Consider the following 22983-nt stretch of genomic DNA (forward strand, 5'->3'; position numbering starts at 1 on the left):
ATAAGATAATATTAATAATAAAGGGTTATAGTTTATTTATTATTAACAGTTGCATACGATTTGATACGCTTACCAGACAGGGATGTGATGGCAGGAATATAAAATAGTGATTGTCTAGCGCATAGATATTTGCTTGACTGTTATATGAAGATGAATGTAGAAAATTAAATGCTTTATGTCTTAGCACTCATAAACTGCGCTACATAATCATCGGCCGGATTATGGCGTAAATCGCTTGGGGTGCCGGTTTGCACCAAACGTCCGCCATTTAGGATGCTTATACGCTGGCCAACTTTGACTGCTTCATCAATATCATGAGTGATAAACACAATGGTCTTATTAAGACGCGCTTGTAGCTCAAGCAGCTGATCTTGTAATTGGGCGCGAATTAACGGATCAAGGGCAGAGAATGCCTCGTCCATGAGTAAAATAGGCGTGTCAGTGGCTAACGCTCTTGCTAATCCCACGCGCTGTTGCATACCACCTGATAATTCATCAGGATAGCTGTTCTCTAAGTTAGGCAGACCAACTTCATTCAACCAATGCCGTGCGATTTCATGGCGCTCGGCAATACTCATCTTACGTACGCGCAGACCGTAAGCCACGTTTTGTATGACCGTCATATGCGGTACTAAACCAAAATGTTGAAACACCATACTGGCTGTTTGCTGGCGATACCCTTGTAACGCCTTATCATCGAGCTCTAATATATTGATAGCTGACGATGAAGAAGTGTTCTCTGTTGGCATTTTTCCTACATTTTCAACGGCCGCTGTTGATGTTGATAAAGCAGGTTGCGAGATATTATTTGAATCGCTGTTTAAATTAACACCAGTATCGACCCATATTTTGCCGCTAGTAGGATCAATTAAACGATTAATATGTCTTATTAGGGTCGACTTCCCCGAACCTGAGAGTCCCATAATACAATGTAGCTCGCCAGCTTTAATCGCTAAATTAATATCATAAAGTCCTACCGAATAACCTGTTTTTTCTTTGACCGCAATGCTGTCCATACCTTCGGCCAGTAGTGCTAGCGCGGACTGTGCTTGGGTCGCGTTGGCATTATAAATTTTACTGATATTCTCTAGCTGGATATGATTCATTATTATTCTCGTTGTTTTTTAGCAGCGATTTTATAGTGATTGGTTTTTACAGTAAGTGGTTTATGAGACTCTAGACCACTCTTTAACCAATCTGTCTCCTACCCGCCTTGATGGTTTTTTGACGTGCACGCTTACCTTGACCAAAGGCTTGGGTTATACGGTCAATGATAATCGCTACAATGACGATTGCGGTACCTGCTTGCAAACCTTGACCGATATTTAGGGTCTGAATAGATTGCAATACATCTTCACCAAGACCAGGGGCACCAATCATAGATGCCAAGACCACCATTGCTAGCGACATCATCACTGCTTGATTAATACCCGCCATAATACTTGGTAGCGCTTGCGGTAGCTTAATCCAAATCAGCAATTGCCAATGAGTACTGCCAAATGAGCGTCCGGCCTCAACCATCTCATGATTCACTTGGGTAATACCTAATGTCGTCAAGCGAATGAGTGGCGGCAGTGCATAAATAACAGTGGCAAACAGCGCCGGCACTTTACCAATGCCGAATAACATCAGCACCGGTATCAAGTATACAAAGCTCGGCATAGTCTGCATCACATCGAGTATCGGTGTAATAACTTTGCGTAACAATCTGCTGCCCGACATGGCAATACCAATGGGAATACCAATGACCACGGTCACTAAGACCGATACGATCAATAGCGCTAAAGTATCAATCAATGCGCCCCATAGTCCAAATGCACCAATCAAGAATAGCCCTGCTCCGCAAGCCAGTGCAAACCATATCTTACGCACCCCAAACCAAGCTAACACGGTTACTAAGGCAATGATTAGCCACGGTGGAACAAAGGTTAAAAACCGTTCAATAGGCAGCAGCAAATACTTCAAGGCGACGGTACTAATACTGCGAAAAACGTCACCATAATTTTTGACTACACTGGCCAATGACTCATTAAGAGAGGTTTCAAGCGACCACGAGGGAAAGTTTGATGACAGACCTAAGATATTGTCAGACGGTGTGACCGTATTAAGCGGTGAATTGATGCTGGTATCACCGGCCCCATCTGCTGTCAGGCTGATACCCAGTTTGGCAGCAAGAGCGGTTGCCGCGTCTTCAGATAACCAGTCTTGCCAGACATTCGGATTATCACGCAAAAACTTAAGCGCTTGCTCATCGCCACTGCGCTTACTCTCAGTCATCTCAAGAATAGCGCCATTCAGCTCCTTAGGAGTGAATTGTACTTTTTTGAATACCTCAGATAGCTCAGGATTAGCCTTAAGAAATGGCGTCGATACTGCAATTTTGAGCGGTGATACTGGAGCGCCAGATATACAATCTGAGGTACCGTTAGCCAACAGCAAGTCTTGCCAGCAAGCCTCGTCATAAGCGGGGAATTCTATGGGTGCAAAATCATATTTGGCAATCAAACCTGTCGGTTGCCAATAATAAAATAATAGTGGTTTACGCTGCTCAAAAGCTGATGCAATCTCAGCATCAAGGGCAGCGCCGGTACCGGGATGGACATTATTAAAGGTGTTGTCCAAACCAGTATTCTCAAGCAGGCGCGTATTGAAAATCTCACACGCCCAGCCTGATGGACAGTTCATAAAACGAGATTTGTTTGGATCTTCAGGATCCTTAAACAGCTCAGCATATTTTGGCAAGTCTTGATAGCGGCGTAGACCTGGGTTTTCATCAATCACATACTTAGGAACGTACCAGCCTTGAGTGGCACCGCCTTCAAGCGTATCACCGATGACCGCCACCTTATCATCCTCGATGGCTTGCTCCATGATAGGCGAACGCCCTACCCACTGCTCACCAATGATTTGAATATCATTTTGCGATAAGGCAGTCTCTAACGCCGGCCCAGCTCCTGGAACCTCTTCAACAGTACAGCCATAACCGCTCTCAGCGATATACTTGAGCACACCAGTTGTAAACTGCCCACTCTCCCATGTTAGCGCGCCAAACTTAATTGGATTCTCGCAAGCCGATGTTGTGGTCGAGGCCGCCGATGTGGATAGGGGAAACAACAACGAGCTTATCAACAGTAAGCTTAATGCAATCCATTGGCGCATAGCATATCCTATTTATTGTTATTTTTTACTGAGCTGCGGCGGTTGTTTTCTTAACACTCAACTCTACGATTACCCAATTTTATGACTAAAAGTTATGGTAGACAGTTAATTTAAACTTATCATTGCTATCCTTTAGCCTTACTACGAAGTGTAGCGATTTATGCGACTGATAACAAATACTTATTTATCAATTATTAAATACCACTTTTGGTTAATAGGATGTGTATAAATACAAATTCTGACTTTAATAACAATTTATAATAAATAGCCATCAAAAAAAATAGCGCCTATCATAATAAGCGCTATTTAAATGGGAAGAAAGGGTTACTCCACAGGCTTTATTTTAACATTAGCGCCATGCCTTTTTTAAACAGTGCACCATAAGGCGGCAAGAGCAAATTCATACCGTTAACTTTGGCTTGTACAAAAACAGGCTTCATGTGACTTAAGCGCTCAAAACCTGCTTGACCGTGATAGGTGCCAAAGCCGGAATCACCAACACCGCCAAACGGTAGGTCGTGCTGTAATAAATGCAGGAGCACTTCATTGATAGCGACACCGCCTGATACTGTACGCGTACGTACTTGGTCAATATCATGATCATTTTTACCAAAAACATATAGCGCCAATGGCCGTGGACGCGCATTAATAAAGTCAATGGCCTCATCAAGAGTCTCATAATGCATCAAGGGTACAATTGGTGCAAAAATCTCGTTTTGCATCAGCTTACTGGTTGGGTCAGGTTCCGTCACGATAAGCGGCGGCATCAAACGCGTCTCAACGTTAGACTCAACATCGGTTAGCGGATGTACGCCTTCAGCTGGTAAGCTGTCGAGATAGCCTTGTACTCGCTTAAACTGTTGGTTGTTAATGATATGGCTATAGTCTGGGTTATCGCCAATATTAGGATAGTGTTCTTGCATCCACTCTTTTGCTAAGCTAATAAAACGCTGATGATGCTGACGCTGAATCAGGACATAATCAGGGGCAACACAGGTTTGACCGGCATTAAGCGTTTTACCCATCATCACCCGATTGACCGCAGCTTCAAGGTTGACATCATCCAAAACAATTACTGGCGACTTACCGCCAAGCTCAAGCGTAACTGGCGTTAAATTGGGTGCGGCAGCAGCCATGATTTTTTTGCCCACTTCAGTAGAGCCGGTATAGAGCAAATGATCAAAGGGCAGTTTGCTAAAAGCTTCAGCGATATCGACTTCACCCAGCACCACACTCACCATATCCGGTGAAAAGTAATGCGCAACCGCTTCTGCAAAGGCTTCTGCAAATTGGGGTGCAGCCTCGCTCATCTTAATCATGATTCGATTGCCCGCTGTTAGCGCATCAATCATCGGGCCTATCGCTAGATATAGCGGATAGTTCCATGGCACCATGATACCTATCACGCCTAATGGCTGCGGCTGAATTTCGTTATGAGCAGGCATATAGAGTGTTGAGATGCCTACACGCCGAGTTCTCATCCATTTTTTACCGTTCTTTTTAGCGTGACTGATACCGGCAAAGCTTGGGAATAGTTCTGCAAACTGGGTTTCTGACTCGCTACGATAGCCAAAGTCCGCACTGATGGCTTGAGCGATATCTTTTTGATTGTCACTGAGCATCATCTCTAAATTATCTAAGTGAGTTTCTCTGGTCGCCCAGTCAAGTATAGGCTGGGTACGGCTCAACGCTTGCAATCGCAAAAACTGCCCTTGTAGTTGCTCGGTGGTAGTAATAATGCTAAGTGAGTGGTTAGTGTCGCTCGTGGTTTGAGTGCTGCTGCTTTGAGTACTGTTAGTTTCGTTATTGGCTGTCATGTGTCGTCCTTGTCATGCGTCCTAGAGTCAAAATTATATACTTAAAACAAAACTCTATATTTATCGTAAGGTACTTTAGTAGTGATGCCTAAGTATTAAGTCTGGAGATAAATCCATTAATCACCATTCAATGTAGCGTATTGACTAGCGAATAGAAAGTGCGTTTGGCATACTGGCGGGTCTGTATAAAATGAATGTTGGTCAAAATATTAGTAAACATTTTTTTAGCATCAGCCTGTTTAATAACATCACCTTATGATGCTTCAATTTAAATTTGGGCGATGATATTAAAAACTGCTAAACTCGATGACATCAATAAACTACTTTCATAATCGTTAAAACCATAAGATGCAGACTGTAATGCCAAAAACTACGCAAAAAATTAATGAGCATTTTATTAATGAAACCCTTATTAGTAAATCGCTGATAGCTGCTGATTATAATACCACCCATTATGCCATGCTACAGCGTACCTTAGAACGTATCGCCTTAAAAAAACAGCAAGGCTTGCGGACTCCAGACGAGCTATGGATAGTCGACCATAATGACGTCTACACCTTAGGGCAAGCAGGTAAAGAAGAACATATCTTACAACGCACCGACACCCCTATTATCAAGACCGATCGTGGTGGACAAGTGACATGGCACGGACACGGGCAACTGGTAATTTATTGGCTGTTTGACTTACACAGTTTGGGTTGGAGTGTACGCAATCTAGTTACGCATGCGGAGCAAGCTATCGAGGACGTGGTCAATGACTGCCTAAATAATCAATCATCAGGTTCAATAGACTCATCTACAAACACCAATGCTAATACCAGTGCTAATAATAATGATACAAATATAAGCGCCCATGCACGCCGTGATGCGCCAGGCGTATATTTATACAACAGCTCATATGCTGATATGTCTAATATTAATAGCAAGATTGATAGTGGTGATAAATCTGAAACACCAGCTGCTGCTGATAATAACAGTGCCATTATGCTAGGTAAAATTGCCTCGCTAGGCTTTAAAATTAAGCATGGCTTTAGCTATCATGGTATTGCGCTAAATTTGGATTGTGATTTATCCGCATTTAACGCCATTAACCCGTGCGGCTATGCGGGTATGCAAATGCTACGACTCGCTGACTTTACCGCCATGAAGGATGCAATGGATAAGAAAAATGAGCAAGGGGCCGAGCAACTAAGCTATGAACAAGTCACCCAAAAATTGATTGATAATATTGCTCAACGTCATGCCGGGCAAATCAAATTGCGTCCAATAGCGTCAAAATAGCGGTTTTGAAACTGTTTTCTTTCTTATATTCTATACTCCACTCTCAACTCCCATAATTTTTGGCGTAGACACCATCTTGCCAAATCATAATCAAGCAGCAGTTTTGGCAAATTGTTACGATTGGCTGGGCTAAAAGCGCCAGCCTACGATAGCCCATATTAAGTTGAGAGTCGCGTATTCTATATACAGTATTAGCAGCCATAACTTGAGTCTTATTTTGCATAATATCGTGCGCGCTTAGACTTAAGTATAGCGAGAAAAATTAAACCAAACTTGTTATAATCGCAGTCAGTACAAATTAAGCGCGGTCATAACCTCACCGTGCTTTCATAGATATTCATACCACTCTCTAACCTTTAATAACAAAAGCAAATAGGAACCCTTTATGGCAGATTTTAATAAAATTTTAGATGCAGGCGACGTAGATGGCGGTATTATCAACGTAGTTATTGAAATCCCAACCGGTAGCAGTCATAAAATTGAATGGAATCGCGAGCTGGCTGTGTTCGAGCTTGATCGTATTGACCCACAGATTTTTGCTAAGCCATGCAACTATGGTTTTATTCCGCAAACGCTTGACGAAGACGGTGATGAGCTTGATGCTTTGATCCTTACTGAGCAGCCATTAACCACGGGTATTTTCTTAAAAGCCAAAGTTATCGGTGTCATGAAGTTTGTTGATGATGGCGAAGTGGATGATAAAATTGTGGTCGTGCCAGCCGATGATCGTAACAACGGTAACGCTTACAACAGCTTAGAAGATTTACCAAAGCAAATTATTGAACAACTACATTTCCACTTTAGCCACTATAAAGACTTAAAGAAAAAAGGCACTACTGTGGTCGAATCATGGGGTGATGTAGCTGAGGCCAAAGAAGTCATCAAAGAGTCTATCCAACGCTGGAAAGACCTGTAAGTCATCACTGACTCTTGATGAATTAATACTTTATGATCAATAAGAACCATTTACCGCCATCATCACTGTGATTGCGGTATTTTTTTGCTTGAAATTCGCTCAGTCATAAAATTGTAGGCGTAAAGTTGCCATCATAACGTTACGATATAAAGTTGCTATAATAAACCGTATTATAACTATAGCGTTTTGACGCCCGCAGACAATAGAAACAAAAATAAAGGACAACCATGTTTAATTCTGATCCTAACTCGAAACCCGTCAGCGCCAAACTGCCAAAAGAGATCATCATGATGATCGAAAAAAACAATCTAGTTATGGCGATTAAGGCCTTGGCTGCTGATGAGAATATCAGCATGGATGCGGCCAAAATACGCATTGATGCTTATGAGACCGAGCTTAAGGTCAAGCAGCAGCAAAAGTTAAATACTATTGCTACTAAACAAGGCATTCCTAACGGAGCAATTAGCTTTGATAGGGAGCCGGCTGAAGACAGTAATGAGCGACTGATAAAAAACCGGGTCAAAACCACCCCAGAAGAGCAAAACTTTAAAAGCCTACAGCGTGGGGTCGATAGCCAATTAAATAATTTGGGCTATAAAAAACCACTTGTACCCTACTGGGCTAAGCGGTTGCTGATTATTGCTATTGTTATGGCAGGACTGTTTTGGATACTGTGGCGGGTCTTTGGCTAAGGCACACCATCAATTAGACTATTAAGCCAAACAGACTGCTATATTATAAGTAGGATTATTCGGCTTGGCTTGCGCGTTTTCTGGTTACTTTTATAAGTTGCTCTATTTATAAATTGCTGTGTTTCTAATATTTCACGAAATAAAGACGGATACTTCGGTATCTGTCTTTATTTTTTTATGTTGCAATCTTTGCGCTGAGTTTGCTAGCACTGGTACCCAACCTACCTTAGTGAAGTTCACCAGGAATAATTTTTGCAAACGCACGCTGAGCAAGGTTTGGCTTAGAGTCTGTGGTTTGCGCAGCATTTGAGCTTGGAAAGATACGATAACCAATGGATTGAATACCAACGTTAAATGCTGGCACCAATGAATAAGTCGCTGACGCAAATTTACCCATATTACAAGCAATACTATTTGGTTTATTCACGACGGCTTCTGCCACCATTAATGCGGCTTCCTCTGGCATAAGGGCGGGCATATAGCGGTACATTTTGGTTGGTGCAATCATAGGTGTACGTACCAGTGGCATAAAGATATTAGTCACGGTAACTTTGTCACCTTTAACTTCAGCGGCTAAGCAACGGCTAAAAGCATCTAGCGCTGCCTTTGATGCCACATACGCTGCAAACCGTGGACTGTTTGCCAACACCCCAATGGATGAAATATTAATAATTTGACCTGATTGTCGACTAATCATCATCGGTAAAAAACAAAGGATGGTTTTGACCGCCCCAAAGTAGTTGATATCCATAGTGCGCTCAAAATCATGAAATCGGTTGACGGATTCATGAACCGAGCGACGAATCGAACGACCCGCATTATTTATCAGGACATCGACATAGTCGAAATCAGCGATAATTTGACTGGTGGTTTTTTCAATATCGTCCATATCCGTGAGGTCGCAAGGATAGTAACTGGCTTTTCCGCCAAGCGCTTCGATTGCGTCTTTAACGCTTTTTAGTTTCTCTTCAGTACGTGCTAGTAAAATCACATGAGCACCACATTCGCTCAGCAAATAGGCAGTACTCTCGCCAATACCGCTCGATGCACCGGTAATAAGAATGTTTTTGCCTTTAACCGCTTTGGCAATTGCCGTTTTTGAGGGAGCAGCCATAAAATTTCCTTTTTATTTATTATACTTCCATTGATGTTTAGTTTTAGCATAGCAAAAACAGGGTGTTTGTAGATGAGAAAATAACGGCTGAAGAAAAAAAGACAGTAGCGCCTATCAATAACGCCTGATAGCACTGAAACTGTCATAAGTGTTATTCGCTTTGCTTCCATTCTGGTTTTATAATAAATCGGTATGCGCGCTCAAGAATGAATCGACTACCCGAAACTGTCCAGCGGTACTTTCCTCACCATACATCGCTTGGCGAAAGGCATTGGAATTGGGAATGCCCGTGGTATACCAAGCGATATGCTTGCGAGCAATTCGGCAACCAGAGTACTCACCGTAGAAGGCGTACAACTCTTGTAGATGGGTCAATACAATGTCTCTTATTTCGCTGACAGTAGGCGCAGCAAGCATCTCACCCGTACGCAGAAAATGTTCGATATCACGAAATATCCACGGCTTCCCTTGAGCGGCACGCCCAATCATCACCGCATCACAGCCTGTCAGCTCATAGACCTGCTGGGCTTTTTGTGGACTGTCAATATCACCATTAGCAATGACAGGAATGCTGACGCTTTCTTTCACTTCACGTATCAGATCGTAACGGGCATTCCCAGTATACATATCCTCACGCGTGCGCCCATGAATCGCAATCGCAGCAATCCCCGCTTGCTCCGCTCGGCGCGCAACACGTAAAATATTCTCTCGTCCATTCTCATAGCCCAGTCGCGTCTTTAAGGTGACTGGAGCATTGACCGCATTCACTGCCGTATCAAGCAGTCGTGCTACTAAGTCCTCATCTTGCAGTAAGGCCGAACCGGCAAGTTTACGACAAACCTTCTTAGCCGGACAGCCCATATTAATATCAATAATTTGCGCCCCATTGTCAATTTGATAGCGAGCAGCTTCGGCAAGTTTATTCGGCTCTGCCCCCGCTATCTGTGCTGAAATGGGTGCTATTTCGCCATCAAAGTTGGCACGGTAGAGCGACTTCTTACGCGCATACAGCGCCGTATCAGCAATTATCATCTCACTGACGGCATGACCAGCGCCAAACGATTTGCATAACTTGCGAAACGGATTGTCCGTCACGCCTGCCATCGGGGCAACCATGAGACGGTTTTCAATCGTCAAGCCGCCAATAATTAATGGCTGCAATAAAGGATGCTCAGAATTTGATAAAGATGCGGATAAAACGGGAGTATCAACGGACATAAGAAAACGGCTTGCCTCTTAATGAAAATAAGTCAATGAAAACAAGCCGTTATTCTAAGCATTCGTACGCATATTGCAAGTTATTAACATGAATAACTTACTTATCAAACACACTGCCCTGCTCTAGGGTAATATCTTCATCATGCTCTTGCATACGCCACGGTAAACTGTCTGGTGAGACATTCAAGAAGTGTAGATATTTCTCAAACTGATCAATGATGTCGTTAATTACTGACTCAGACTCATAGCCATATAAATCATAGGTTTGACCACCACGGCGCAGATATACTTCAGCGCGATGATGATGCTCTTGCGGCAGTTCATTAGCCATACCTTCAGTATAGTAGTCCGGTACATCATGCTCAGACAAACGCACTTCATACCAAAACTCGACATCATCGCCACGCTGTAATTCTAGTACCGCGCGATTATTGACCGCATCATAATTGACATGAGTCGTCCAGCCGGTTTCTACAAATTTTTCTGACACTTCTACCATTGAGGGCATAACCACCCCTTTGATATAGCTTAAGACCTTATCACGAGTCGGCTTATCAGTCATATAGTCAATACGCTCGCGCCATGCTGAGGGTTTGAGTAGATGCGGTGGTATTCTATTATCGTTAGCAAGGCTCTGGTTACGATGTCCTTCAATACGTAGCGCACGCCACATCCCGAACATCGAGATTAATATAATAATTGCAAAGGGTAACGCACTAACAATAGCTGCGGTTTGCAATGCGGTCAGGCCACCAGCTAGCAGCAACACAGATGCTACCGCCCCTTCGGTTATTACCCAAAACGACCGCTGCCACCATGGCGTATCGCTGCGACCGCCAGCGGCTAACGAATCAATAACCAATGAGCCTGAATCCGATGAGGTCACAAAAAAGGTGATAATTAATAAAATAGTTAGTGAGGATACAAACTCAGTAAAGGGTAAGTTTTCTAACAACTTAAATAAGGCAATAGCTTGGTTGTCTTGTACATCACCAATTAATGAGGTGTAACCTTCTACCATGATCATATGTAGCGCGGTATCACCGAATACCGAAAACCAAAAGAAGGTAAAAAAGGTAGGTACTAGCATCACACCAAACACAAACTCGCGAATGGTACGACCACGACTAATTTTGGCAATAAACAGACCAACAAATGGCGCCCATGCGATCGTCCAGGCAAAGATAAACAACGTCCAACTGCCCATCCAGTCGCTGCTTTCATAAGCCTGCAGACTAAAGGTGCGTTCAACGATATTACCCAAGTAGCTGCCGGTATTTTCCATAAAGGCATTGAGAATAAATATAGTCGGGCCGACGATGAATACAAAAACCATCAGCGCAGTCGCCAACACCATATTCAAGATAGATAAGCGCTTCACGCCTTTATCCATTCCTGCTAACACCGATACCAGGGCCGCTGCTGTAATCAAAGCAATAGCAATGACCTGTACCGTCGTGTTAACTGGAATCAGATCTGGTAACAGATAGTTTAAGCCCGCGTTAATTTGCGATACCGACAACCCTAAGCTGGTAGCAATACCAAACATGGTACCCACAATCGCAAACACATCAACCGTATGGCCGATAGGACCATAGATTTTATCACCGATTAATGGGTATAGCGTCGAGCGTATTGACAGCGGCAAACCATGACGAAAGGCAAAATACGCCAGTGATAATCCGACTACCCCGTAGATGGCCCAAATATGAAAGCCCCAATGGAAATAAGCAATTTGCATCGCTTCTTTGGCAGCTTCAATGGTCTGTGGATCAGAGAGCGGCGGACTGGCAAAGTGCATTACCGGCTCTGCTACCCCAAAGAACAGCAAAGCAATTCCGTAACCTGCCGAAAACAACATAGCAAACCACTCTAGGAACTTATACTCAGCCTCAGCGTGATCTGGACCTAGCTTAATACTGCCATAAGGTGAAAATGCCAACACAATAATAAACATCAAAAACAATGCCACGGCCAGCATATAAAACCAACCAAAAGTATTGGTAGTAAAATTCAGTACAGTACTGAATAGCTCGCCAGCAGCTTCAGGGTTAACAGCAGTGCCAATTACTAATAACAACATAATGACCGCTGCCGGCACAAAAACCGGCAGTAAAATAGTAGATCGAGGTAATTTATTCTTCATAAAAATGGTCTCTTAAAAATCTTACAAAAGCGGTTGTCCTTAAAGCGATCCCTAGCAAGGGGCCACTCCAAATAAAATGAAAATATCTTTTGACAGCACAAAACCTAATGCTTACAACCAGAATCTAATGACACTTACAATCAGAATCTAATAATGATAGTGATTAAAGGTCAGAGCTGCCAATCAGTAGCAAATAGTAAAATGCATGTGAGGTTTAACACACACATGGTATAAACCCCAGAACTACCACTATTTTGTAACATTTTTTTAACACGTGTTACATCATTATTACCAAGCAATAAAAAAGGCAACTTGTTAGTTGCCTTTTTATATTGTTAAGAAATACTGAACTTTAAACGAGTCAGTCTATTAAATACTACTCGTATTATGGGTCACTTGAGTAGCAATTACAGCAGCGAGTTGTTTGGCCGTCTCAGCAAGCTTTTCTTGATCAGCCATTTTTGCCGCATGCATACCAAGTTCTTGGACGCTGGCAGGAATAAGATGCACGTGATAATGAAAAACGGTTTGTCCTGCCTGCGCGCCATTAAACTGCATCTGAATAATGCCTTCACGCTCAAATACTTGGCGCTGCGCTTGCATTATTTTTTTGGCCGTCATTAATACAGCCGCGGCATACTCGGGCTCAAGCTCACCTAAATCAACCGCTTTTTGCTTGGGTATTACCAATACATGACCTTCTGCTTGTGGCATGATATCCATAAAGGCGAGGGTTTTATCGTCTTCATATACCTTATGGTAAGGAATCTCACCCTTTAACATTTTGGCAAAGATGTTGTTGTCGTCATAAGTAGTTTGTTGATTGTTCTGACTCATTATTTCTTCCTTAGTTTTTCGATAACTTAGTTTTTTGATAAGCTGGCTATTTGATAATAGTATTTGACAGTGATTGCTGTTAAGTACGGTATCCACAATATAGTGGACGAAATCTGGTTATAGTACAAGTTGCTGATACCGTGAAGTAAGTTGATTGTTAAAACTTAGCAGTAGCGCGTTATAAATAACAAATCTCGTGTCATCAATAATAACGCTTGTATCTTAAGCATACTAATTTATTAGCGAATATGCCCTATTAAATGTTATATTAATCACACGTTTTATTAACTTTAAGTTTATGGAATCGATTGCCTTGTCCACTCAATTATCAGATCATACTGACACTTATGTAGAACCACCTAATGCGATAGAAGCGGCTACCTCTAGTAGTGAATCGCAACAGCCTACTTCTGACAATAGCAATAGCAAAACTATCGATCCCAACGCTATTATATTGGCACAAACATTGACAGATCCTGCTATTGGCTGGCGTATTCATAATTGCAAAATAAGCAAAAAAACGGTGACCCAAGAGTTACCGATGCTGTTTTTATATCACTACGATAGTTTGGATGACAGTGTCAAACAGGCACATCCGTTAACGCCAGTCCTACTCGCACAATTTAATACCTCAATGACTGCTGAGGCTGCTGCCAAATTGATTGGCATTACAAGCGACTTAGTCGCCAGCCCTTGGCATGTAAAAGTTATTGGCTCATTAGTAGTGTTTAGCGAAATATTACAATTAGCGGTACGTCTACATTGGACCAATACCGGCAAAAGCACCCAACAGCTTTATACCCAAAGCGCAGAGGAAGCCGTGACTGCGGCTTTTAAAGACTGGCAGTTTTTTGGTCGTATTGATGTGCTGTATAAAAACGACAAACAAACACTAGTCAGTATTGATGAGCGAGCCGAAGACAATGAGCAGCTAGTTGCTATTGAGGCCAGATCTGACTATCAATTCCTGCCAGCAACTCATGCATTAGTGGTTATTGCCAAACTAGAGGCTGACAAAGCCGAACTACCTTGGTTTGAAACAGCAATTTTAGAACGGCTTGAGTAGTGTTATGTACTTAAGTCCTTTATGATTATTGGCTGATTATTTTCAGTTATCCATAGCTAATGGTATGGTAACGACTTAGTATTATTCACTAGTACTCACTCTCCATAAAAAGCACACTATCAACGTCACACCTGAAGGTGAAATTTTGATACACCTCGCCTAATTGTAAGGAACATTATATGGATTATCTCTCAAAAACATCTACCGGCGGTCGTAATATGGCAGGTGCGCGAGCACTATGGCGCGCAACTGGCATGACTGATGGCGACTTTGGCAAACCTATTATCGCTATTGCCAACTCATTCACTCAGTTTGTGCCCGGTCATGTCCATCTTAAAGACTTAGGGCAACTGGTCGCGCGCGAGATTGAGAGTGTTGGGGGCATTGCGAAAGAGTTTAATACCATTGCGGTCGATGACGGTATTGCCATGGGACATAGCGGTATGCTGTACTCTTTGCCCAGCCGTGACTTGATTGCTGACTCTGTTGAATATATGGTCAATGCCCATTGCGCTGATGCCCTAGTTTGTATCTCTAACTGCGATAAAATTACCCCCGGTATGTTAATGGCCGCCATGCGCCTCAATATTCCTACCATCTTTATCTCAGGCGGCCCGATGGAAGCGGGTAAAATTCTCGCTAGCACGGTCGGAAAAAGTCATAATAATGAAGACAGTGGTGGCAGTACCATTCGTAAGCTTGACCTTGTTGATGCGATGATGGATGCGGCAGATGAGAGTATTAGTGATGAAGATGTCGCCGCTATTGAAGTCTCAGCTTGTCCAACTTGTGGGTCGTGCTCCGGTATGTTCACTGCCAACTCTATGAACTGCTTGACCGAAGCATTAGGATTGGCATTACCGGGTAATGGCTCGCTGCTCGCGACTCACTCACTACGTCGCGATCTGTTCTTAGAAGCGGGACGTACTATTGTGTCCCTTGCCAAACGTCGCTATGAGCAAGATGATGATTCAGTCCTACCGCGCTCAATCGCTACTAAAGCGGCCTTTGAAAATGCGATGACCTTAGATATCACTATGGGCGGCTCGACCAATACTATTTTGCATCTACTTGCTGCCGCTAATGAAGCAGAAGTCGACTTTAAGATGCCTGATATTGACCGTTTAAGTCGCAATGTACCTTGTCTGGCTAAGGTTGCCCCTGCCTCGCAAAAGTATCATATGGAAGATGTGCATCGCGCTGGCGGTGTCTTTGCGCTATTGGCCGAGCTTGACCGAATCGACTTGCTCAACACTGATTTGCCGACGGTTCATAGTCCAACGTTGAAAGCCGCCATTGATAAGTGGGATATTATGAATCCTGACAATACTGAGGCGCGGGCAAGATATATCGCAGCACCAGGCGGCGTACGTACCACTGAGGCCTTCTCACAATCAAAAGAATGGTCGAACCTCGATGTTAACCGTGAGTCAGGCTGTATTCGTAGTGCCCAGCATGCTTATTCCGAAGATGGTGGCCTTGCCGTCCTCTACGGTAATATTGCAGAGCGCGGCTGCGTGGTCAAAACTGCCGGTGTCGATGACAGTATCTTAGTATTCACCGGACGCGCGCGTATATTTGAATCCCAAGATGACGCGGTAACCGCTGTACTTGCTAATAGTATCGTGGCCGGTGACGTGGTTCTTATCCGCTATGAAGGTCCCAAAGGTGGTCCCGGTATGCAAGAAATGCTCTACCCGACTACTTATCTGAAGGCTAAAGGCCTCGGTAAAGCCTGCGCGCTATTCACTGATGGTCGTTTCTCGGGTGGTACGTCAGGTCTATCCATTGGTCATTCCAGCCCTGAAGCGGCTGAAGGTGGCGCGATTGGTTTGGTTCAAGAAGGCGATACCATTCATATCGACATTCCTAACCGTACCATTAACATGCAGGTTAGTGATGATGACATAGCCGCGCGCCGCGAAGAGATGGAAAGTCGTGGACGTGATGCGTGGAAACCCACCCATCGCCAGCGTCATGTGTCACCTGCTCTGCGTGCTTATGCGGCTATGACCACCAGTGCCGATACCGGTGCGGTGCGTGATGTGACCCAAGTCGAGCGCTAAATAAGCATTTAAACCACAAGCGTTTGCACGATTGCGCTATGTTTTATTAACGCCTCTATTCCAAATTTCTCAAAAGCCTGCGTCATGCAGGCTTTTTTTTCACCAAAAAACAACGGAGCTGGCGATCTGATAACTATTATTTGCGGAAATGTGCGTGTTTTATTGTCATGATAAGCCGCTTGCTATAAGTTGACTATAAGTTTTAGCAAACTCTGTTCTAAGCGCTTGCCCCAATTAAAATTCACATACCCGTGTGCACAAACCTTATGGCTGAAAAATATAATTTATTTTTATTAATCTGCGGTATCGCATTCTTATTTGGCGCACTATTCCCTATTGTATTTAAGCGCGCCCCTATTTCCTTACCCATGTTGCAAGTAACTTTAGGGATTGTAGTAGGCTATTTCTGGATAACACTCACTTTTTTAGATCCACTTGAAAATGGTATGATTATCGAAAAGCTCACCGAGATTGTGGTGTTAGTCTCCCTAGTCGGTGCCGGTATTAAAATCGATACGCCATTATCTTGGCGATTATGGCGACCAACCGTAAGGCTATTGCTCATCACTATGCCAATTGGTATTTTCGCGATGGCATTCTTAGGCTACTACGCATTTGGGCTCAGCATGGGCGCAGCGATTTTGTTAGGTGCTGTACTTGCGCCTACCGATCCAGTGCTGGCCTCCAGCATTCAAGTGGGGCCACCTAATACCGGCGGTGAGGATACGCCGCGCTTCGCGTTAACTTCAGAGGCAGGACTAAATGATGGCTTGGCTTTTCCCTTTGTTTATCTGGCGATAAAAATAGCAGAAGCCTACAGCGAAGGAAAGCGCTTTGATGGCGAGATGTTATGGTCGTGGTTTACCCATGATGTACTGTGGAAAATTGGTGCAGGGGTATTGGCGGGCATCATAGTCGGTAAAATCCTAGCGAAAATAGTATTCTCAAAACACACGAACGAGACCACCATTTCTCAAGGTTATGTGGTGATTGCGCTGACGTTGCTGGCTTACGGACTGGCCGAATTGGTGCACAGCTATGGTTTTATTGCGGTGTTTGTCGCCGCATTTGCATTTCGTCGTTCAGAGTGTGAACACGCCTATCACCAAAAACTGCATGATTTCGCCGAGCAATCAGAAGGTCTGTTGATGTCCTTGGTGCTGATAGTTTTTGGTATGCTTATTGGTCAGGGCTTACAGTCTGGGGTCGAGCTGACATGGCGAGTTTATATCGTTAGCTTTACGTTTTTATTACTAATACGTCCAGTTGGCGGTATCATTGCGCTATCAGGGCTTAATATGCCTCGTACAGAAAAATACGCTATATCGGCTCTAGGCATCCGCGGTATTGGCACCTTATATTACTTATCTTATGCCCTCAATCAAGGTTTTTTTGGGGACGAAGACGCGCTTAAGTTGTGGGTGGTGTGCTCTATCGTGATTTTGGCATCTATTTTCGTCCATGGTTTAAGTGCACCTTGGTTATTAAAAATGACACCAAAAAATGCGCACGATTAACGTCTGTCATCAATCGAGCGTCTCTGTATCTATCACTTCCAGCAAGGCTTCCGTCAGCGCAAACTGGCGGATATCATTAAGCATAGTGACATCAAAATTGTGCACAAAAGCGAATGACAGTTGTCGCGCCGGATCACACCAAGCTACTGAACCGTTGTAGCCCATATGCCCAAACCCTTCTGACTCACTGGTATTGATCCCCTGTACCTGACGCTCATCTTGGCAAAGATGAAATGGACGATGGTAACCCAAGCGCCAGTCCATATTACTTGGCATGACGGCGTCCATACCTGTGACTTGTGGCGCGGATAACTGCGAAAATGTTGCGCTGTCAATGAGCGTCCTCCCCTGCCACTTGCCACCATTTGCCAGCATCGCGTAGACAGTAGCCAGTGCCTTTGCGGAAGCAACACCATTAGCGGCTGGTATGGCCGCTTGTAAGGTCTTCGGTCTATAATAGTCAATGGCCTGCTGACCATTAGGAATTAATGCCGCTTTATAGTTTTTTAAATTGAGCTGATTATGATCAAAGTACAGACGGTTTATTTGCGTCGTATTTAGCTTGGCTTCTACCGGTGCTATCTTGCGGCTCATTGCTTGCTGTTGCCAGCAGTTATAACTGGTCAGCTTGGCATAAGTACTAAGCGTCTGCGCAGACTCAGCTTTTAGAACAGGTTTATGACGTTTGCTACGGTGTTGCGGGCTGTCTTGCTTTGTCGCATGAAAGTTTTTAACCAATTTTGCCACATCATCTACTTTATCAGCGGGCACACCAAAGTAGCAGCTCTCAGGAATACCTAATGGCTCAGTTAGATAATGACGTAGCGCTGCGGCAAGCGACATATCTGTAACCGCCTCTATCAAACCGCCCAATACCCATCCATAGATCAGTGCGCTATAAGCACTTACATATGAGCCACTGACGTACGAGCTACTGACATATGAATCAGGCTCAGCTGTCGGCATGGCGGCGACTTTAGCGACCATTTCATCCCAATCGAGTAATGTCTCACTATCAGCATCAATAGTAGTAATCGCAAATAGACTGGCTTGATGCGACATCACCTCGCGTAAAGTGATATCTGCTTTGCCATTAGCCGCAAATGCAGGCCAATAGCTGGCAATCGGCAGGTCATGATTTAATAATTGACGGGTTACCAAAACATGAACCAACGTTGCCAGCACTCCTTTGCCGGTAGAGAAGTTCAGAGACAAGGTATCGGTCTGCCATGGCAACTCTGCCTGCGCCATACCGACACATGCCTGCGCAATACACTTCCCAGCTTGGTACACCACTAGCGCGCCACCTGCTGGCGCATCGTCAAGCTGCAAGTCTGTGAGTAGCTGTTGCATGCGTTGCTGAATTTTAGGATTGATGGCAGTGCTGTTCTTATGACCGTTATCTTTAGGACAGTTATTGGTATTGCTATCTATCATGACTGCCTCTTATTTATTATTTGTCTAATTACTAGTGCTGATTAGAATAGTGAAAGCTTTAAGATAAAGTCCTAAAACTAGGCCTTGCTGATATAAAAAAAGGCCACCTATTGGTCGCCTGTTATTTTTAAAAAACTATGTTTTTATCGTTCAATATAACTGCTGCATACCTAATATATATCTAACTACTTAGCGTGGCACTAACAAACGGTTATGAACTTCTTGTGTCAGCTGTGGCATCGTCAGACCATGACTGCGTCCACGCTCCATAGCCGTCTCCATCTTGCGCCCACGTAGCCAGCCTGCTCGTAGTGCCATAGCTGCACCAACGCGATTACCAGTTCCGCAATGCATAGCTACTTTTTTGCCATGATATTGGCGCAAAATACTATCAAACGCTAATATTTTTAGCTGCTTCAAATCATTAGTACCGCTTATTGGCAACTGCTGATAATGCATGCCAGATTGCTCAACAGCGGCGGCCTCATCAAAACTTAGCTCATCATCAGGCTGCAAGTTAATCACTAACTCAACCCCAGCATTCGCCAAAGCGGTAACTTTGTCATGATCGAGCGCACCACAGACAATAGTTTGTTCATCAGGACGAAAATAAGGCTCAAGAACGGCCGCAAGGTCGATACCATTATCAGCATCGATGTTTTTGCTATGCTTTATCTTATTAGCATCACTATCGCTACTCACAGTACTTTCAACGTCGTTAGCAGCTACTTGATCAGTAGTAGACACTGGAGCTGATAAGCTATTAGAGACAGCTGTACTCGTGGAACTTTGGAGGCTGGTAGAATCTTTATGTGAAGTCATGGTCATAATTTTGATAGTTAAATATAGTGGTTGAGTAAAGGTTGACAATCATTGGCACTTATATTGGTAGTTGTGTTGCTACTTACTTATCTTCATTGAGCAGCTTAACAACACCTGCAAGATGCGGTTTATCGTTTTTCGCGCTATATAAACCAAAATTACAGCTGTCTTCTACGCTCTCAAGTTTCGCTACCGGTTCGGCAATTAGCTCCACTTCTGCTGGCAAGAAAATAGGTAATTTGAATGACACTTCAACCGTACAAGCATCCGGTAACTCGCCCATCATCGCCAAGCATTTAGCCTTTGACCACATACCATGAGCAATGGCTTTAGGAAACCCAAACGCGCGCGCTGATAAGGGATGTAAGTGAATAAGATTAAAATCACCAGAAACAAAAGCATAACGGCGTCCAATATCTTCAGGCACTTCAAAGATGCTATGCACCCCTTCTTCATCTACCATTGGCTTAACAGTCACCGGACGCGGGGCGCTTTTAGTGCTCACGCTGTTGTCAGGTTTTTTGCTGCGTGACAAATAGGTCGATGTCCCTTGCCAAATCACATCTTCATGTGACTTGATAGTCGTGACAAAATCAAACTGCTGTCCTTGGGCATGATCGCGCAAATTATCAAACGTCACTGACATCGCAACGGTCTCACGCTCGCCAACAGGACGATACTGCGTGACGCTATTGTCCACATGTACTAGACCTAACATCGCAAAGGGGAACGGCTCTTTGACCATCATGTTCATTTGCAGCGCCTGTGACAGCACCGAAAAGTAGGTGACAGGTACTTTTCCATCATCAGCGAAACCGCATATTTTACGATAATCCTCAAGGTTACTCTGATCAATGTGCAGATCGTCCACATAGTAAGTCGCTTGTGGCAACTCATCTTTACCGACTTTAGCGTTATCACCGATAGGCAATAAGCTTTTGATAATATTGGCGTAGGTGGTATGCGCTTTTGGCAACGCATCATAGTGTTTATCTGACATAAATCTATCCTAAGTGGGGCTTGAGCAAATTTTATTAGCCCATCCATGCGGCTATAGAGGGGCTTATTTTATAGTATTTTATTGAACGACAGATTAGACGACGCGTTCAATCAAAGCTATATGCAAATACAAAAATAAGCGAATACAAAAGTGGCAACTGCTAATTCAGCGTGTTAGGCCTGTGTTTTTATCATAAAAAAGCCACCCTTGGGCAGCTTTATTACAATTTATAAGCAATTTTTTCGTAAGCATATGTGAGCTAAATTAAAAATAACTATTAAAATCAGGTATTTAGCATTATTTATATATTATAAATACAACTCATTATGTGTTGATAGTATCTAGCTATTTCGAGCTCATGGTTACAGATAAATGACAATTAAGCACCAAGTAAGCTTTGACCACAAACACGGACGGTATTACCGTTGAGGCCACCCGAAGCAGGTGATGCAAACCAGGCAATTGTTTCAGCGACATCGACTGGCAACCCACCTTGACTCATTGAGTTCATACGGCGGCCTGCTTCACGAATCGCAAATGGAATCGCTTCAGTCATTTGAGTTTCAATAAAGCCTGGCGCCACCGCATTAATGGTCATGCCTTTTGCATTGTTTTCTAACTGTTTAGCCGTCGCATCAACCAGTCCAATAACCCCTGCTTTAGAAGTCGCATAGTTGGTTTGACCAAGGTTCCCGGCAATTCCTGAGATTGACGACACACAAACAATACGTGCGTCATCTTTTAAAACATCATTGGCAAGCATGTAATGATTAAGCTTAGCAATACTAGCAAGGTTGATATTGATGACCATATCCCACTTTTTCTCATCCATGTTAGCGAGCGTCTTATCACGAGTCACGCCAGCATTGTGAATAACAGCGTCAAGACCACCGCGTTTTTCAGCAGCATCCGCTATTTCTTCGCCGGCATCCTCATTAGTGATATCCAGCATCAATGCTGAGCCACTAATCTCACTAGCCACTTTTTGTAAGTCAGCTTGCTGCTGCGGAACATCCAGACAAATCACATGAGCGCCTTCACGAGCCAATAACCGGGCAATTGCTTCACCAATACCGCGGCTTGCGCCAGTGACCAGCATGGTTTTTCCACCTAGCGGTTGCGTCCAATCGACATCAAGGGTATTGCCCTTACCAACACGTACTACTTCTCCTGAAACATAAGCTGAGCGCGCTGAAGTAAAGAAGCGCAGCGTTGAGTCAAGATTTTGCTCAGCGTCTTCAGCGACGTAGATGAGCTGCGCCGTAATACCGCGTTTAAATTCTTTACCGACAGATTTCACAAAGCCTTCAAGGGCACGCTGGGCCATTGCGGTCTCGATATCATCAATAGCTTCAGGTGGACGACCGATAATGATGACGCGACCTGATCTCTCAACGCGACGCGCAACCGTGTGAAAAAACTCATAAACCTGTTTAAGCTCATCAGCGTTACTGATATTACTGGCATCAAATAATAATACTTTGAACTTATCATCACCGCCCGTGTTGGCTTTTGCTTCAATATCCGCATCAGCAAGAGCGTCCTTGATGCTATCAGAGCTATTAACAAATACTTCGGCATGTAGATCCGAAAAAATACGAGCTACTGATTCACTGATACGCTTATCGTCACCCGTGGCTGAACCAACGAGTACGCTGCCTCGAACCAGACGCTGACCACTTTCGAAACGATCAAGATTTACTGGTAAGGGTAAACCTAAGTTTTTCGCAACTTTTTTGCCAAGAGAAGACTGAACAAAATCACCATAACGGTCTGACATAACATATTCCTGTAGTTAGTGGTTAAATTAAAATAAGGGTAAACAAAAAATATAATGCGCCTAACAAAGTGCCCAACAATGCGCTCAAGCGCTTAACATAGGCAGTTATTACTTA

General features: G+C 43.7%; 17 protein-coding genes. 6 read left to right on the forward strand and 11 right to left on the reverse strand.

From position 1 onward, the window contains the following. Positions 1 to 173: 173 nt before the first annotated feature. The 3 genes from JMX97_RS00150 to JMX97_RS00160 form a co-directional block, all read right to left on the reverse strand. Positions 174 to 1106 (reverse strand): ATP-binding cassette domain-containing protein, encoded by a 933-nt coding sequence (locus JMX97_RS00150; RefSeq protein WP_201553920.1) that lies wholly within the window; start codon positions 1104 to 1106, stop codon positions 174 to 176. A gap of 82 nt (positions 1107 to 1188) precedes the next feature. After that, positions 1189 to 3159, reverse strand: a complete 1971-nt coding sequence (locus JMX97_RS00155) for a glycine betaine ABC transporter substrate-binding protein (protein WP_201553922.1) — start codon at positions 3157 to 3159, stop codon at positions 1189 to 1191. A gap of 338 nt (positions 3160 to 3497) precedes the next feature. After that, positions 3498 to 4976: a coniferyl aldehyde dehydrogenase gene (locus tag JMX97_RS00160; RefSeq protein ID WP_201553924.1), complete on the reverse strand. Its 1479-nt coding sequence runs from the start codon at positions 4974 to 4976 to the stop codon at positions 3498 to 3500. Positions 4977 to 5336: 360 nt separating this feature from the next. On the opposite strand from JMX97_RS00160, the gene JMX97_RS00165 reads away from it, so the two are divergent. The 3 genes from JMX97_RS00165 to JMX97_RS00175 all read left to right on the forward strand — a co-directional run bounded on the left by JMX97_RS00165 (position 5337) and on the right by JMX97_RS00175 (position 7865). Next, positions 5337 to 6257, forward strand: coding sequence for a lipoyl protein ligase domain-containing protein (locus tag JMX97_RS00165; RefSeq protein ID WP_201553925.1), 921 nt, complete (start codon positions 5337 to 5339; stop codon positions 6255 to 6257). A gap of 385 nt (positions 6258 to 6642) precedes the next feature. Further along, positions 6643 to 7173, forward strand: a complete 531-nt coding sequence (locus JMX97_RS00170; protein WP_201553926.1) for an inorganic diphosphatase — start codon at positions 6643 to 6645, stop codon at positions 7171 to 7173. Between the two features lie 227 nt (positions 7174 to 7400). Beyond that, the gene (locus JMX97_RS00175) at positions 7401 to 7865 is read left to right on the forward strand and encodes a hypothetical protein (RefSeq protein WP_201553927.1); all 465 of its coding nucleotides are present in this window, start codon (positions 7401 to 7403) and stop codon (positions 7863 to 7865) included. A gap of 226 nt (positions 7866 to 8091) precedes the next feature. On the opposite strand, the gene JMX97_RS00180 is transcribed toward JMX97_RS00175, so the two are convergent. From JMX97_RS00180 to JMX97_RS00195, 4 genes are all read right to left on the reverse strand, one after another. Next, positions 8092 to 8979, reverse strand: a complete 888-nt coding sequence (locus JMX97_RS00180; protein ID WP_201553928.1) for an SDR family NAD(P)-dependent oxidoreductase — start codon at positions 8977 to 8979, stop codon at positions 8092 to 8094. 177 nt (positions 8980 to 9156) lie between these two features. After that, complete coding sequence (gene dusB / locus JMX97_RS00185; protein ID WP_201553929.1) at positions 9157 to 10197, reverse strand: tRNA dihydrouridine synthase DusB; 1041 nt, start codon at positions 10195 to 10197, stop codon at positions 9157 to 9159. 97 nt (positions 10198 to 10294) lie between these two features. Continuing rightward, positions 10295 to 12343 (reverse strand): BCCT family transporter, encoded by a 2049-nt coding sequence (locus JMX97_RS00190; RefSeq protein WP_201553930.1) that lies wholly within the window; start codon positions 12341 to 12343, stop codon positions 10295 to 10297. Positions 12344 to 12712: 369 nt separating this feature from the next. Then, positions 12713 to 13180 (reverse strand): HIT family protein, encoded by a 468-nt coding sequence (locus JMX97_RS00195; RefSeq protein WP_201553931.1) that lies wholly within the window; start codon positions 13178 to 13180, stop codon positions 12713 to 12715. Between the two features lie 313 nt (positions 13181 to 13493). Here JMX97_RS00195 and JMX97_RS00200 point away from each other — a divergent pair, with 313 nt between their 5' ends. The 3 genes from JMX97_RS00200 to JMX97_RS00210 all read left to right on the forward strand — a co-directional run bounded on the left by JMX97_RS00200 (position 13494) and on the right by JMX97_RS00210 (position 17829). Further along, entirely contained in the window at positions 13494 to 14246 is a 753-nt protein-coding gene (locus tag JMX97_RS00200) for a hypothetical protein (protein ID WP_227671377.1), read from the forward strand. A 179-nt stretch (positions 14247 to 14425) separates the two neighbouring features. Next, the gene (gene ilvD / locus JMX97_RS00205; protein WP_201553934.1) at positions 14426 to 16312 is read left to right on the forward strand and encodes a dihydroxy-acid dehydratase; all 1887 of its coding nucleotides are present in this window, start codon (positions 14426 to 14428) and stop codon (positions 16310 to 16312) included. A 266-nt stretch (positions 16313 to 16578) separates the two neighbouring features. Next, positions 16579 to 17829: a cation:proton antiporter gene (locus JMX97_RS00210; RefSeq protein ID WP_201553936.1), complete on the forward strand. Its 1251-nt coding sequence runs from the start codon at positions 16579 to 16581 to the stop codon at positions 17827 to 17829. Between the two features lie 9 nt (positions 17830 to 17838). Here JMX97_RS00210 and JMX97_RS00215 read toward each other — a convergent pair whose 3' ends face one another. The 4 genes from JMX97_RS00215 to JMX97_RS00230 form a co-directional block, all read right to left on the reverse strand. Further along, complete coding sequence (locus JMX97_RS00215) at positions 17839 to 19266, reverse strand: serine hydrolase domain-containing protein (RefSeq protein ID WP_201553937.1); 1428 nt, start codon at positions 19264 to 19266, stop codon at positions 17839 to 17841. A 189-nt stretch (positions 19267 to 19455) separates the two neighbouring features. Beyond that, the gene (locus JMX97_RS00220; RefSeq protein WP_413786377.1) at positions 19456 to 20094 is read right to left on the reverse strand and encodes a serine/threonine protein phosphatase; all 639 of its coding nucleotides are present in this window, start codon (positions 20092 to 20094) and stop codon (positions 19456 to 19458) included. A 76-nt stretch (positions 20095 to 20170) separates the two neighbouring features. After that, a complete protein-coding gene (locus JMX97_RS00225) occupies positions 20171 to 21088 on the reverse strand; it encodes a MaoC family dehydratase (protein WP_201553938.1) in 918 nt (305 codons plus the stop codon). A gap of 379 nt (positions 21089 to 21467) precedes the next feature. After that, positions 21468 to 22868 (reverse strand): 3-oxoacyl-ACP reductase, encoded by a 1401-nt coding sequence (locus JMX97_RS00230; protein WP_201553939.1) that lies wholly within the window; start codon positions 22866 to 22868, stop codon positions 21468 to 21470. Between the last annotated feature and the right edge of the window lie 115 nt (positions 22869 to 22983).

The sequence above is a fragment of the Psychrobacter sp. 72-O-c genome (genome assembly GCF_904846605.1).
In the GTDB taxonomy this organism is placed as follows: Bacteria; Pseudomonadota; Gammaproteobacteria; order Pseudomonadales; family Moraxellaceae; genus Psychrobacter.

What these genes read in the sequence shown, in the direction of transcription:
- JMX97_RS00150 (WP_201553920.1), bottom strand. Translation starts at nt 1,106, where the DNA reads ATGAATCATATCCAGCTAGAGAATATCAGTAAAATTTATAATGCCAAC.
- JMX97_RS00155 (WP_201553922.1), bottom strand. Translation starts at nt 3,159, where the DNA reads ATGCGCCAATGGATTGCATTAAGCTTACTGTTGATAAGCTCGTTGTTG.
- JMX97_RS00160 (WP_201553924.1), bottom strand. Translation starts at nt 4,976, where the DNA reads ATGACAGCCAATAACGAAACTAACAGTACTCAAAGCAGCAGCACTCAA.
- JMX97_RS00165 (WP_201553925.1), top strand. Translation starts at nt 5,337, where the DNA reads ATGCCAAAAACTACGCAAAAAATTAATGAGCATTTTATTAATGAAACC.
- JMX97_RS00170 (WP_201553926.1), top strand. Translation starts at nt 6,643, where the DNA reads ATGGCAGATTTTAATAAAATTTTAGATGCAGGCGACGTAGATGGCGGT.
- JMX97_RS00175 (WP_201553927.1), top strand. Translation starts at nt 7,401, where the DNA reads ATGTTTAATTCTGATCCTAACTCGAAACCCGTCAGCGCCAAACTGCCA.
- JMX97_RS00180 (WP_201553928.1), bottom strand. Translation starts at nt 8,979, where the DNA reads ATGGCTGCTCCCTCAAAAACGGCAATTGCCAAAGCGGTTAAAGGCAAA.
- dusB (WP_201553929.1), bottom strand. Translation starts at nt 10,197, where the DNA reads ATGTCCGTTGATACTCCCGTTTTATCCGCATCTTTATCAAATTCTGAG.
- JMX97_RS00190 (WP_201553930.1), bottom strand. Translation starts at nt 12,343, where the DNA reads ATGAAGAATAAATTACCTCGATCTACTATTTTACTGCCGGTTTTTGTG.
- JMX97_RS00195 (WP_201553931.1), bottom strand. Translation starts at nt 13,180, where the DNA reads ATGAGTCAGAACAATCAACAAACTACTTATGACGACAACAACATCTTT.
- ilvD (WP_201553934.1), top strand. Translation starts at nt 14,426, where the DNA reads ATGGATTATCTCTCAAAAACATCTACCGGCGGTCGTAATATGGCAGGT.
- JMX97_RS00210 (WP_201553936.1), top strand. Translation starts at nt 16,579, where the DNA reads ATGGCTGAAAAATATAATTTATTTTTATTAATCTGCGGTATCGCATTC.
- JMX97_RS00215 (WP_201553937.1), bottom strand. Translation starts at nt 19,266, where the DNA reads ATGATAGATAGCAATACCAATAACTGTCCTAAAGATAACGGTCATAAG.
- JMX97_RS00220 (WP_413786377.1), bottom strand. Translation starts at nt 20,094, where the DNA reads ATGACCATGACTTCACATAAAGATTCTACCAGCCTCCAAAGTTCCACG.
- JMX97_RS00225 (WP_201553938.1), bottom strand. Translation starts at nt 21,088, where the DNA reads ATGTCAGATAAACACTATGATGCGTTGCCAAAAGCGCATACCACCTAC.
- JMX97_RS00230 (WP_201553939.1), bottom strand. Translation starts at nt 22,868, where the DNA reads ATGTCAGACCGTTATGGTGATTTTGTTCAGTCTTCTCTTGGCAAAAAA.